The organism is Pseudoselenomonas ruminis (assembly GCF_008271295.1).
GTDB lineage: Bacteria > Bacillota > Negativicutes > Selenomonadales > Selenomonadaceae > Selenomonas_A > Selenomonas_A ruminis.
On sequence record NZ_VTOY01000001.1, the window covers coordinates 64,970 to 77,796 of the forward strand.

General features: G+C 51.8%; 11 protein-coding genes. 9 read left to right on the forward strand and 2 right to left on the reverse strand.

The genetic code is table 11. The features are described from left to right. Window positions 1-102: 102 nt before the first annotated feature. Window positions 103-1,089 (reverse strand): Rpn family recombination-promoting nuclease/putative transposase, encoded by a 987-nt coding sequence (locus tag FZ040_RS00305; RefSeq protein ID WP_149170160.1) that lies wholly within the window; start codon window positions 1,087-1,089, stop codon window positions 103-105. Between the two features lie 230 nt (window positions 1,090-1,319). On the opposite strand from FZ040_RS00305, the gene FZ040_RS00310 reads away from it, so the two are divergent. From FZ040_RS00310 to FZ040_RS00335, 6 genes are all read left to right on the forward strand, one after another. Further along, a complete protein-coding gene (locus FZ040_RS00310) occupies window positions 1,320-2,312 on the forward strand; it encodes a bifunctional heptose 7-phosphate kinase/heptose 1-phosphate adenyltransferase (RefSeq protein WP_149170161.1) in 993 nt (330 codons plus the stop codon). Between the two features lie 33 nt (window positions 2,313-2,345). Further along, on the forward strand, window positions 2,346-5,261 hold the full coding sequence (locus FZ040_RS00315; protein WP_149170162.1) for an insulinase family protein: 2,916 nt from the start codon (window positions 2,346-2,348) through the stop codon (window positions 5,259-5,261). Window positions 5,262-5,351: 90 nt separating this feature from the next. Next, window positions 5,352-6,239, forward strand: coding sequence for a 4-hydroxy-tetrahydrodipicolinate synthase (dapA, locus tag FZ040_RS00320; protein ID WP_149170163.1), 888 nt, complete (start codon window positions 5,352-5,354; stop codon window positions 6,237-6,239). A gap of 68 nt (window positions 6,240-6,307) precedes the next feature. Continuing rightward, complete coding sequence (gene sdaAB / locus FZ040_RS00325) at window positions 6,308-6,970, forward strand: L-serine ammonia-lyase, iron-sulfur-dependent subunit beta (RefSeq protein WP_149170164.1); 663 nt, start codon at window positions 6,308-6,310, stop codon at window positions 6,968-6,970. 20 nt (window positions 6,971-6,990) lie between these two features. Continuing rightward, window positions 6,991-7,866: an L-serine ammonia-lyase, iron-sulfur-dependent, subunit alpha gene (gene sdaAA / locus FZ040_RS00330; protein WP_149170165.1), complete on the forward strand. Its 876-nt coding sequence runs from the start codon at window positions 6,991-6,993 to the stop codon at window positions 7,864-7,866. A gap of 114 nt (window positions 7,867-7,980) precedes the next feature. Beyond that, window positions 7,981-8,547, forward strand: a complete 567-nt coding sequence (locus FZ040_RS00335; protein ID WP_149170166.1) for a coenzyme F(420) biosynthesis enzyme — start codon at window positions 7,981-7,983, stop codon at window positions 8,545-8,547. Window positions 8,548-8,578: 31 nt separating this feature from the next. Here the strand turns inward: FZ040_RS00335 and FZ040_RS00340 are convergent, their stop codons facing one another. Next, the gene (locus FZ040_RS00340; RefSeq protein WP_149170167.1) at window positions 8,579-9,412 is read right to left on the reverse strand and encodes a transglycosylase domain-containing protein; all 834 of its coding nucleotides are present in this window, start codon (window positions 9,410-9,412) and stop codon (window positions 8,579-8,581) included. A gap of 231 nt (window positions 9,413-9,643) precedes the next feature. Between FZ040_RS00340 and argC the strand changes: the two genes are divergently transcribed. From argC to argB, 3 genes are read left to right on the forward strand one after another with little or no spacing between them, the layout of a single operon-like run. Next, a complete protein-coding gene (argC, locus tag FZ040_RS00345; protein ID WP_149170168.1) occupies window positions 9,644-10,678 on the forward strand; it encodes an N-acetyl-gamma-glutamyl-phosphate reductase in 1,035 nt (344 codons plus the stop codon). 18 nt (window positions 10,679-10,696) lie between these two features. Beyond that, window positions 10,697-11,908: a bifunctional glutamate N-acetyltransferase/amino-acid acetyltransferase ArgJ gene (gene argJ / locus FZ040_RS00350; RefSeq protein ID WP_149170169.1), complete on the forward strand. Its 1,212-nt coding sequence runs from the start codon at window positions 10,697-10,699 to the stop codon at window positions 11,906-11,908. Window positions 11,909-11,928: 20 nt separating this feature from the next. Next, window positions 11,929-12,819 carry an acetylglutamate kinase gene (argB, locus tag FZ040_RS00355; protein WP_439653897.1) on the forward strand — a complete coding sequence of 297 codons (891 nt, stop codon included), beginning with the start codon at window positions 11,929-11,931 and terminating at the stop codon, window positions 12,817-12,819. The last annotated feature ends 8 nt before the right edge of the window (window positions 12,820-12,827 follow it).

Genomic DNA, 12,827 nt, shown 5'->3' on the forward strand with positions numbered 1-12,827 from the left:
ATCCCTAACATTTGAGCTGCAGGATAATCCCAATATAGATAGCAAGGAACCGCCGTTCTCCTCAAATTGAGAATGGCGGTTCCTTGCTATTCCGCGGGGGCGTTATAATTCTTGGGCAAGCTCAGCAATACGCTCGGGGGACAGGTTAGTGTATTTCATGATCAGGTTGATGTCCATATTGTCGCGCAGCATGTCAAGGGCGGCAGCTTCGCGTGCTTTTTGTTCGCCCTCGGTGCGTCCCTGCTCAAGCCCCTGCTCAAGCCCCTGCTCAAGCCCTTGCTCAAGCCCTTGCTCAAGCCCTTGCTCAAGCCCTTGCTTCATGCCTGCCTCACGGCCTTGTTTGAATCCTTCGGCAAGGTTTGCTTTGAGGTCGCTGTTGTAGTCCCAGATGGCAGATTCGCGAGCTATATATTCTCGATAGGCAGCATCGTCCATGATATAGCGGTCAGATGCCTGCATAGCATCTTTGATGGCTGTATTTTTCATTGCGAGTTCCTCCTTTTGGTTTTCATCAAGTTTATTGGCGAAAAAAGCTAGCCATTTTTCGATACGGTCCATAGATTGGACGGGTTTATCCTTGTATTTGGGAATTTCGAGAAAGTGGATTTCAAGGTCATCGGTCAGGCGATGGTGGGTTTCTGGGTTGTATAGGACATAGGCTGCATGCGGATCATCCTGGGGAAGAAAGCTGTAGCGCAGGATGTTGATGGAAATAGCAGGTTTCAGTGTGCCGTAATTATCACCGGTGTGGAGTGAATCAAAATGCAGGTACATGTGCGACCAATAGAACAGTGTACGTTTTTCCATGTTGCGTCGATTGACTACCTGCATTTCAATGTCGATGCGGCTGCCGTCGCTTAGAATGCCGAAAATATCAAGGCGTCCGAGTTTATCAGATTGTTTGTCGGGAGATAGTTCCGTATTATGGAATTGTAGATCGACAAATGCATCGTCACCGTCACGCCCAAGAATATCATTGATGAGTTGCAAGGTGATGTTTTTACGCTCTTCGCGACCAAAGACGAACTTGAAAAGCAAATCGTTGGTGGGGTCATAGGAACGTACGGTAGGGACACGACTCTGCTTCATGGTAATCCTTCCTTTCTTATATTATAAAGAATGATAGATGCCTCTGCAATATGCATAGAGGTATTACAGAGAAATATATGTTCTCCACACATATATTCTACCATATTCGGAACATAAATTCTATAAGATGTGATGTATACATAAAAGCTTGGTGTGAAAGCATATTGGCAGGATTTTATCTTTGCGGCGCGAATACATTAAGCATAAATATGATGTGGGGAGGATGCGTTATGGATAATCAGAGATTATGCCAATTCCTGGATGAGAAGACGTCGGCTTGCAAGGTGCTGGTGGTTGGCGATATCATGCTGGATAAATATTATTATGGCGAGGTCACGCGTATCTCCGGGGAGGCGCCGGTGCCGATTACGCGGGTAAATTCCTCGGCGGAAAAGCTTGGCGGCGGTGCCAATATTGCCTATAACTTGTCGGTGCTTGGCTGTAAGACGGGGCTGTCGGGATTCGTCGGCGACGACGCCCATTGTGTGAGCATGGTGGAAAAGCTCGCCGATTATGGAATCGATAGTGCCGGTCTTATCCGCACGGACCGCCCAACGACGACGAAGGTGCGCATTATGAGCGGCAATCAGCAGATGTTCCGTTTGGATTTTGAGCAGGTAGGCCCTATGGCTGACGAGGATGCGGAGTCCTTCCGCCGCTTTATTGCCGAAAAGCTCAATGAGAGTCTGGACTGCGTGGTGATTTCCGACCATGACAATGGCGCCTGCACGGAAAAGACTTGTGCAAAAATCATCGAGCTCTGTCATAATCACGGGGTGCCGGTTGTCGTGGATATGAGCGGTCACAATTGGGTGAATTATGCGCATGCTGATTACATCGTGGCCAATATGAAGCGCGTGAATCAGGCGCTGCTGCAGCCAATTGACAATGAGGACGCCAAGGTGGAGAAGGCGGCGCATTATCTTATGCGGAAGTATAAGGTACGAAATGTCATCATGACGCGTTCGGAAAAAGGCCTTTCGCTGGTGGGCGACAGCGTCATCAAACATATTCCGACCAAAGCGCAGGAGCTGTTTGATGTATTGGGTGCTACCGATACGATTGCGGCTGTGTTTGCCCTGGCACTGGCCGGGGGTCTTAGCCCGCAGGAAGGCGCGTATTTGGCTAATCTTGCAGCCAGCCGGGTTGTCGCAAGACTTGGAACGTATGCGGTGACCAGAGAAGAGCTGCAGGGGTTACTGCAAGAGGGTTCTATGGTATAATAGATAAATGATATAAATAGAGGAGGCCTTTTGTTGAACGTAAAAGACATAATACATGGATTTAAAGTTATACGTAAGAGTGTCATTCCCGAGACGGATTCCACGGCCTGGTTCTTCGAGCATGAGAAGAGCGGCGCCCAGTTGTTTTTCCTGCAGAATGACGATGATAATAAAGTTTTTTCGATTTCTTTCCGCACGCCGCCGGTAGATGATACGGGTGTGGCGCACATTGTGGAGCATTCGACGCTCTGCGGCAGCCGCAAATATCCGCTCAAGGAACCGTTTGTCGAGCTGGTGAAAGGGTCTCTGAATACCTTCCTCAACGCGATGACGTATCCGGATAAGACGATGTATCCGGTGGCGAGCCGCAACGATAAGGATTTCCAGAATCTCATGGATGTTTACCTCGATGCGGTGTTCTATCCGAATATGCGGGAGAATCCGCAGGTCCTCATGCAGGAAGGGTGGCATTATGAGATTGAAAAGCCGGAAGATCCGCTGCAGTACAGTGGTGTTGTCTACAATGAGATGAAAGGCGCGCTTTCGGCTCCGGACGATTTATTGCAGAGCCGCATTATGACGGCGCTTTATCCGGATACGACGTATGGGTTTGAATCCGGTGGTGACCCGGAGGCTATTCCGCAGCTGACGCAGGAGATGTTTACGGGCTTCCATAGCAAATACTATCATCCGTCGAACAGCTATATTTATCTCTACGGTGATATGGATATTGAAGAAAAGCTCGCTTATCTGGATGCGGAGTACCTCAGTCAGTTTGACCGCATTCCGGTGCCGTCGCGTATTGACCGGCAGACAGCGTTTGCCGAGGTTAAGCGCGAGCAGCTTTCCTATCCGATTGGAGCGGAGGAAGAAACGGCGGAAAAATCGTTCCTATCCCTTAGCTGGGTAGTGGGTGAGAGCCTGGATACTACGGATATGGTCGGCCTTGAGATTTTGGAGCATGCGCTGCTACGCACACCGGCGGCTCCGCTGCGCAAGGCGCTGATTGATGCCAAGCTCGGCAAGGATGTCGATTCGACGTTTGAAGATGATATGCTCCAGCCGTTCTTTAGCATTATGGTCAGCAATTCGGAGGCTGACCGGGCTGAGCGTTTCTATGGCATCGTCATGGATACACTCAAGAAACTGGCCGATAAGGGCCTTGACCGCACGCTGATGGAAGCGTCGATGAATCTTTTGGAGTTCCGTCTGCGTGAATCGGATTTCGGTTCGGCCCCGAAGGGACTCATCTACGGCATCCGCGCGATGAGAACGTGGCTCTATGGCGGCAGTCCGGAGGAGAGCCTGCGTTATGAAAAGGTGCTGGCTGAGCTGAAAAATGGCCTGGAAAATGGCTACTTTGAGGAGCTTATCCGCAAGTATTTCCTGCGCAATTCCCATGCGGTACTCTTGACGCTTAGCCCGAGCACGACGATGGCGGCGGAGCGCGAGGCTAAGCAGGCAGAGGAACTCGCGGCGAAGAAGGCTTCGATGTCGGCGGAGAAAATCCAGCAGATTATCGAGACGACCAAGGCCCTTAAGGAACGCCAGCAGAGTCCGGAGACGGAGGAGGCGCTGGCGACGATTCCGGTGCTGAAGCTTTCGGATATCCGCAAAGAAGCGTATGATTTGCCGCTCAAGGAACTAGAGCTTGACGGCACGAAAGTGCTTTTCAGCGATGTGGAGACGCATGGCATTGTCTATCTGACGCTGATTTTTGACGCGTCAAAAATCACTAAGGAGCAGCTTCCGTATGCATTCCTGCTCAGTGAGCTTATCGGCAGTGTCGATACCGAGGCGCATACCTATGCAGAACTTGCGAATCTCAAGAACCTGCATACGGGCGGCATTGCCTACGATATCGTGACTTATACGAAGTCGGGTGAGCCGGATTCCTGCCAGCCGACGTTTCGCATCAAGGCGAAAGTGCTCAAGGAGAAACTGCCGGAACTTCTTTCCCTGTTGCAGGAGATTCTCACGAAGAGTAAGTATTCGGATAAAAAACGTGTCCGCGAACTGTTAGACCAGGAGCAGGCGGCTATGGAGCTGAACCTCCAGCGCTCGGCACATCAGGTGGTAGCATCGCGGCTGGCATCCTATCTTTCGAAGGCTGGCCGTTTTGCCGAAGAAGGCGGGCTGCCATTCTATCAGTTCGTGAAGGGCATTTTGGCGAATTTTGACGAAGAACTTGCCAAAATGCAGGTGGTATTTGCCGATATACTGCCGAAACTCTTCAATACCGATGGGCTGATTGTGGCGCTGACCGAGCGGGAGACTGACTATCCGGCAACGGCGAAGGAAGTGGCATCCTTCCAGGAGGGGCTTTGCCATACGGTATATCCGGTGCAGGACTACAGTTGGGAGCTGGCACCGCTCAACGAAGGCCTTACGTCTTCGAGTCGCGTCCAGTATGTGGGCAAGGGCGCAAACTTCCTGAAACTTGGCTATGAGTTTACGGGAACGATGCATGTTTTGGAGACGCTTCTCCGCTATGATTATTTCTGGACGAAGATTCGCGTACAGGGCGGTGCTTATGGCGCGTTTACGAGCTTTAACCGCAATGGCATGATGTATTTCAGTTCCTATCGCGACCCGAATCTTGCCGAGACGCTGGCTGTCTTTGACGGGACGGCGGATTATATCCGCAACTTCGAGGCATCGGAGCGCGAGATGGATAAATTCATCATCGGTACTATGAGTGGTGTGGATACGCCGCTGACGCCGCAGATGAAGGGCAGTGCTGCCGTTACCTGCTGGATGCGCGGCATTACAAAAGCCGACCGCCAGAAGAACCGTGACGAGATTCTCGCCACGCGGCAGCAGGATGTCCGCAAGCTGGCAGATCTCGTGGATGCCTGCATGAAACAGAATGTCCTTTGCGTATTTGGCGGGCAGGAGAAGATTGAAGAGAACAAGCAGCTGTTTGCTGCGGTTCATTCTGCACTTTAACGCCTTGGATGCGTTGACTTTGCCTAAATATCATGGGATAATGATAAGAACGATTGAAAGCAAATAGACTCATATGTGGGAGGCTTTTTCATGAAGAAACCAATTTTCACGGGCGCTGGTGTCGCAATTATTACGCCATTCACGGAAGACGGTATTAATTTTCCGGAACTTGGCCGCATCATCGAGGACCAGATTAAAGGTGGTACGGATGCCATCGTAATCACGGGTACGTCGGGAGAATCTGCTACGATGTCGGATGCCGAGCATCGCGCCGCTATCAAGTTTGCGGTGGAGCAGGTTAAGGGCCGTATTCCGGTTATCGCTGGTACGGGGTCGAACGAGACGTCGTATGCAGTGGCGCTGTCGAAGTACGCAGAAGAAGTTGGTGCAGATGCCCTGCTGGTGGTTACGCCGTATTACAACAAGTGCACGCAGAAAGGCCTGGTGGCGCACTACACGGCGATTGCCGATGCGGTCAACATTCCGATTGTTCTTTATGATGTACCGTCCCGTACGGGGGTAAGCATTTCCACGGAGTCTTATGTCAAGCTCTCGAAACATCCGAATATCGTAGCTGTCAAAGAGGCAAACGGCGATTTGTCGAAGATTCTGCGCCTCAAGGCTGCGGTTGGCGACGATTTGGTTCTCTATTCTGGTAACGACGACCAGATTGTGCCGATTCTGTCCCTCGGCGGCAAGGGCGTTATCTCAGTGCTCTCCAACGTAGCGCCGAAAGAGACGCACGATATGTGCCAGGCTTTCTTTGATGGGGATACGGAAAAAGCGGCCAAGATGCAGATTGAGTATGCTGACCTCATCGATGCACTGTTCTGCGAAGTCAATCCGATTCCGGTCAAAGTTGCGATGCGCAAGCTCGGCTATGATGCTGGTCCGCTGCGCATGCCACTCTGCGAGATGGAGCCGGAACATGAGGCAAAACTTGAGGTAGCCCTCAGAAACCACGGGCTCCTGAAATAAGCAGCAAAAACATAAGAAATAACAGCCTTCCCCTGCGGGGGAAGGCTTTGTCGTTAGAGGTGATAGACATGCATGGCGTGTTTGATATTGTAGGTCCCGTGATGATTGGCCCGTCCAGTTCGCATACGGCAGGTGCGGTGCGGCTGGGCTTGATGGCCCGCAAGATTTTGGGAGAACCGGCGGTGAAGGCAGAAATCAATCTGCACGGCTCGTTTGCCCAGACTTATCGCGGACATGGTACGGATAAGGCGCTGATTGCGGGGATTCTTGGTTTTTCTCCCGAGGATGAACGCATTCGCGATGCGCTGATGCTGGCGCAGCAGCAGGGGTTGGATTTTAGTTTTCAGACGGTGAATCTTGAAGGGGCGCATCCCAATACGGCGGTCATTTATCTGGTCGGGGCTACGGGCCGCGTGGCCCGCGTGCGCGGTGCATCAGTGGGCGGCGGCAATATCCTGATTACGAACATCGATGGGTATTCGGTGGAACTCACGGGGCAATATCCGGCGCTTATTACGATTCATCGCGACCGTCCCGGCGTTATCACGCAGGTCACGCAGATTTTGTCCCGCTATGAGGTGAATATCGCCTTTATGCGCGTGTCCAGACAGAATCGCGGCGAGACGGCCATGATGATTATGGAGCTGGATGACCAGCCGGCCGATGAAGTGATGGAGGAGTGCCGCGAGGTTTACGAGGTGGAAAATGCCTTTACGATTCCGGCAATCTGATGTGAGGATGGAAGATTACGATGATTAATTTCAATACGATGGGGGAACTCATCGCAATGGCGGAAGAAAAGGAATTGCCGATTCATGAAATCGTCATTGCGCGGGAGATGCATGTAAGCCAGCGGCCGCGGGCGGCAATAATCGAGCTAATGCAGCAGAATTGGGCCGTGATGCAGGCGTCGATTAAGCGCGGTATAAAAAATACCGAGCATTCGGTCAGCGGACTCACGGGCGGCGATTCGAAGAAGCTGTTTGCTGGCAAAGAAAAAGGCTATCTGGGGACGCAGGCCTTAGCCGCTGCCGCCTATGCGGTGGGAATTAGTGAAGTAAATGCGGTTATGGGCCGCATTGTTGCCTGCCCGACGGCCGGTTCCTGCGGCATTGTGCCGGCCGCGCTTTATGCGGCGCGGGAGGAGCGGAAGCTTTCGGATGAGGTGATTATAAAAGCGCTCTTTACGGCGGCTGGAATCGGCATGGTGGTGGATCAGAACGCCTCGATTGCTGGTGCCGAGGGTGGCTGTCAGGCCGAGTGCGGTACGGCAGCTGGCATGGCGGCGGGGGCGCTCGTGGAACTTGCGGGCGGCACGCCGTCGATGGTCGGCAATGCCTGCGCGCTTTCCATCAAGAATCTGTTAGGGCTCGTCTGCGACCCTGTAGCGGGGCTCGTCGAAGTTCCCTGTGTCAAGCGCAATGGCTTTGCGGTGGTGGAGGCCATGCTTGCCGCCGATATGACGCTGGCGGGAATCCGTTCGGTGATACCGGTGGATGAGGTTATTGATGCTATGAACCGCATCGGCAAGTCCTTGCCGAAATCACTGCGTGAAACGAGTGAGGGCGGTCTTGCCACAACGCCGACGGCAAAGGCGGTGGAGCGAAGGATTTATCCGGATTCTTGACCGCTTTATCGGATTAAAGTTTGATGAGTTGCTGGAAGATTCGGCGAAAATAGTGTAGAATAAAAATAATGCGAGACGGATTCGCAAACAATCTATATTATGGAGGGAAAGTCCATGAAGAAAATCGTTCAGATGATGGTTGCGCTTTGCCTGGTCGTATTCAGCACGCAGGTGGCTTTTGCCAATGCGGATAAGACAACCGTTCAGGATGGAGCCGATATCACGACAATCAAGCGCCTGGCTGTCGCTGCGCCGCGCTATCAGCAGGTAGACCCGCAGTCGCCGGATAAGGCAATGCTGACGCAGATTATTTTTGATGCCAGCCGGGTATCGCATAGTTATGTTGCATCCTATGATACGGTAGCCGAGGGGATAAAGAAAGCATCGAATGTCGACATCAAATCCCTTGACCGCCGCCAGGCCGCCAAGGTGTTCAAAGAAAATGTTGGCAATTATGCCGATGCCTACGTCGTTCTGACGGTGGCTAACAGCGGCCGTACGACGTTCTTCTTTGATGTTTATAAAGCCGGCAGCGATGAGCTTCTGTTCACCTATGAGATTCGCGCCAACAGCAGTGAGGGCAATACGGTGGCAACGTACAACAACATGTGCGAGCAGTTCTACAAGCACTTCGAACGCGCGGCAACGGAACAGCTCAAGAATAACAGCAAAAAGAAATAATTAAAAAAGACTTCCCAATGGGAAGTCTTTTTTAATGCGCGAGATAGATTGGCTTGATTTTGGCCGAGGCCGCAGTACTTTCGTCAATGTAGCCGTTATGCTCCATAGCGTCGATGACGACGAATTGGCGTTTTTTCGCCATGAGGAAGTCGACATAGGGCGAGTAGAGCGAGGGTGCGTTGGGAAGGCCTGCCAGCATGGCCGATTCGGGCAGCTGGAGTGCGGAAGGCTTTTTGCCAAAGTAGCCTTCGGCGGCTGGGCCGATGCCGTAGTAGTTGGAACCATAGTAGATGGTGTTGAGGTAGAGCTCAAGGATTTCGTCCTTGCTGTAGTTGGCTTCGATGTCGAGTGCCAGCAGCAGTTCTTCAGCCTTGCGCCCGTAGGACTGTTCGTTGGAGAGGAAAAGATTTTTGACCAGCTGCTGGGTGATGGTGCTCGCGCCTTCTTCAATCTGACCGTATTGGAGGTTGACCAGCGTGGCCCGCATGATTCCTTGGATATCGAAGCCGTGATGGCTGTAAAAGCGCGTGTCTTCCACGGCGACGATAGCCTGTTGCAGGGATTCGGGAATATCGCGTATCTTGACGTAGTTTTCATGGTCAATACGGGCATCAACGGCTCGTTTGATGAAGATAAAACGGCTGATGCGGTCCGTCGTGCTGACGGCAACCTGCGAATCCGTCTGCTGGATGGCTGGGAGCCGCGCTTCGACCTTTGGCAGGAAGTCACCGAGATGCTGCCAGGTTTTCGGTGAGAATACTGAGGAGCCGCCGGCCAGGAAAAAGGCCAGGAAGAATATCAAAATGAGTAAAAAGACGAAGCGAAGGAGGCGCAGGCCCAGCCTTCGTTTTTTTGTTTTTTTCATAGAGTTCTCCTTTGTTTCGTGGATTGCTCCTTATTATAACACGTCTGCCAGGTGTTTTCTTCATCAATTTTTGTATAAAGGAATACTTTGGGAAAAAATACTTGCAATAATATACAGTATGGATGTATAATTATAAACATCATTTACAGAGTACGGCAAAAAGCGGTACAATAGAGTTGCAGTATCCATTCCAGCAGAACAAAGTTCTAGGTATTCGAAGGAGGAAACAGAATGAAGGTCAGTGTCTTAGGCGCTACCGGTTATGCCGGGGCCGAGCTTTTACGCATCCTATACAATCATCCGGATGCTGAGGTCGTGCATATCACGTCCGAAAGCCATACGGGTGAGAATATCAGTGATTTGTATCCTCATTTGCGAGGGCTTTACGATATGAAGCTTGAAAGCATGAAGGATATCGAAGCAATTGGCAGTGACAGTGATTTCGTATTTATCGGCTTGCCGCATGGCCATGCGATGGAAGTGGGCAAGGCGCTGGCGGATAAACCGGTGCGCATCATCGATTTGGGTGCGGACTACCGATTCGCGGATACATCGGTTTATGAAGCCTGGTATCATGTGCCGCATACGCATACCGATGCGGTTCGGGTCTATGGCCTGGCTGAACTCTATCGCGAAGATATCCGCGAGGCGAAGATCATCGGCAATGCGGGCTGCTTTACGACGGCGAGTATCCTCGCGCTCGCACCGCTGGCAAAACAGCACTTGATTGATGTAAATACCATTATTGTCGATGCCAAATCGGGTGTGTCAGGCGCGGGGCGTTCTGCCAAGCAGCCGAATCACTTCCCGGAACTCTACGACAATTTTCGTGCCTACAATGTGGCCAAACACCGCCACACACCGGAAATCGAGCAGGCTATCACCGATTTGTCGGGCGAGACCACGGTGCTGAACTTCACGCCGCATCTCGTGCCGATGTCGCGCGGCATTTTGGCAACCTGCTATGCGTCATTAAAGGATGGCGTTCAGCCAGAGCTCGTGGATGCAGCCTTTGAAAAGCTTTATGGCAAAGAATACTTCATCCGCCTGCTCGGGCGCGGGGCGTATCCTTCGACGAAAAATGTCCGCGGGTCTAATTTCTGTGATATCGCCTGGCATATCGATGAGCGGACGAACCGCGTAATCGTTTTGTCGGTTATCGACAATCTGGTAAAAGGTGCTGCCGGACAGGCTGTGCAGAATTTTAATATTGCTTGTGGTTTTGAGGAAAAAACGGGACTCGATTATGTTCCGATGTATCCATGATAGAAAGGACTTGTTACTATGTTTTCAGAGAAAAATGTAAAAGCTGGCGTTACGTTCCCGAAGGGATTTAAGGCTGCTGGTGTCAAAGCGGGCATCAAAAAGAGCGGCAATCTTGACGTAGCAGTTATCTATACGGAGAAGGAAGCAGCGATTGCCGGAACGTTTACCCAGAATGCGGTAGCGGCCGCTCCGGTATTTGTATCCCGTGATGTCGTAAAGACTGGTACGGCCCATGCGATTGCGGCAAATGCCGGCTGTGCCAATGCCTGCACGGGCGAGCAGGGCATGAAAGATGCACTGGCTATGCAGAAAATTGCCGCCGAGGCACTGGGCTGTGCTGCCAATGATGTCGTTGTAGCTTCGACAGGCGTCATCGGTGTAAATCTGCCGATGGATAAAATGGAAAAAGGCCTTAAACAGGCAGTAGCGGAACTGGATGAAAATGGCAGTGAAAAGGCTGGCAATGCCATCATTACGACGGACACCTATTCGAAGGCTTGTGCAACGACAGTGACTATCGGCGGCAAGGAAGTCCGCTTCGGTGCGATTGCCAAGGGTTCGGGCATGATTCAGCCGAATATGGCAACGATGCTCTGCTTTATCACGACCGATGCGGCAATCGACAGCAAGCTGCTGCAGCAAGCCCTGTCGGAAATCGTCGAGGTCTCCTTCAATATGATTTCGATTGACGGCGATATGAGCACCAACGATATGTGCATTGTATTGGCCAACGGGGAAGCTGGCAATGCGAAAATCACTGCTGTAGGCGACGATTATGAAACCTTCAAGAATGCCCTGCAGTCCATCTGCCAAGGGCTGGCCAAACGCATTGCTGCCGATGGCGAGGGCGCAACGAAATTTCTGACGGTCAATGTCAAGGGAACGAAATCCTTTGCAGATGCCAAGACCATCGCGATGAGCGTTGCCAAAAGCCCGCTTGTCAAGACGGCATTCTTTGGTGAAGATCCGAACTGGGGGCGCGTAATTTGTGCCGTTGGCTATGCTGGCGTGCCGATGGACCCACAGAAAACGGTGGTGAAATTTGGCGGCATTCCGGTCTATGCCAATGGCGTCGGGGCTGCATTTGATGAAGAGGCGCTGCGCACTGTTATGTCCGCGCATGATATCGTCATTGATATCGATATGGGCGACGGCGAAGAAGAGGCCACGGTCTGGACTTGTGACTTCTCCTATGAGTACGTGAAAATCAACGGGGAGTATCACACCTGATAGCATACCGAAGGGGATGAATGGATTTGTTTAAACCAGAAGATAAGGCGGCAATCCTTGTGGAAGCACTGCCGTATATCCAGGAGTTTTACGGCAAGACGATTGTGATAAAATACGGCGGCAATGCCATGATTAACGATGACCTCAAGGAAAAAGTCATGCAGGATGTAGCCTTGATGAAATATGTAGGCATCCGTCCGGTTATCGTTCATGGCGGCGGTCCAGAGATTACGGGATTTCTCAAGAAGGTCGGTAAGCAGTCCTCGTTTGTGGCGGGGCTGCGGGTTACCGACGAGGAAACCGTAGAGATTGCCGAAATGGTCTTGGATGGCAAGGTCAACTCGGAAATTGTCAATCTGCTGAACCGCCGCGGCGTCAAGGCTGTAGGCCTAAGCGGCAAGGATGCCGGACTCATTCAGGCGCGCAAGAAACTGGCTACGGTCTATGAGGGCGAAGAATCCAAAAAGGTGGATATCGGCTATGTCGGTGAGGTGGCGGCTATTAACTCCGGAATTATTGAAGACCTGCTTGATCAGGATTATGTGCCAATCATCGCCCCGATTGGCGTTGGCGAGAATGGCGAAAGCTACAACATCAATGCCGATTATGTTGCCGCTGAGATTGCCGGAGCGCTTGAGGCAGAAAAATTGCTGCTGCTGACCGACATCGAAGGGATTTATAAGGATTTTAACGATAAGAATACGTTTATATCCACCCTGCATCTGCCCGAGGCACGCCAGTATATCAAAGAGGGAATCATTGCCGGCGGCATGATTCCGAAAGTTGAGGCATGCCTTACGGCGCTGGAAAAAGGCGCGGGCAAAACGCATATCATTGACGGCCGGCTTGACCATTCGATCATCCTCGAGGTGTTTACCGAACAGGGTATTGGTACGCAGGTTGTCAGATAAGGAGATAC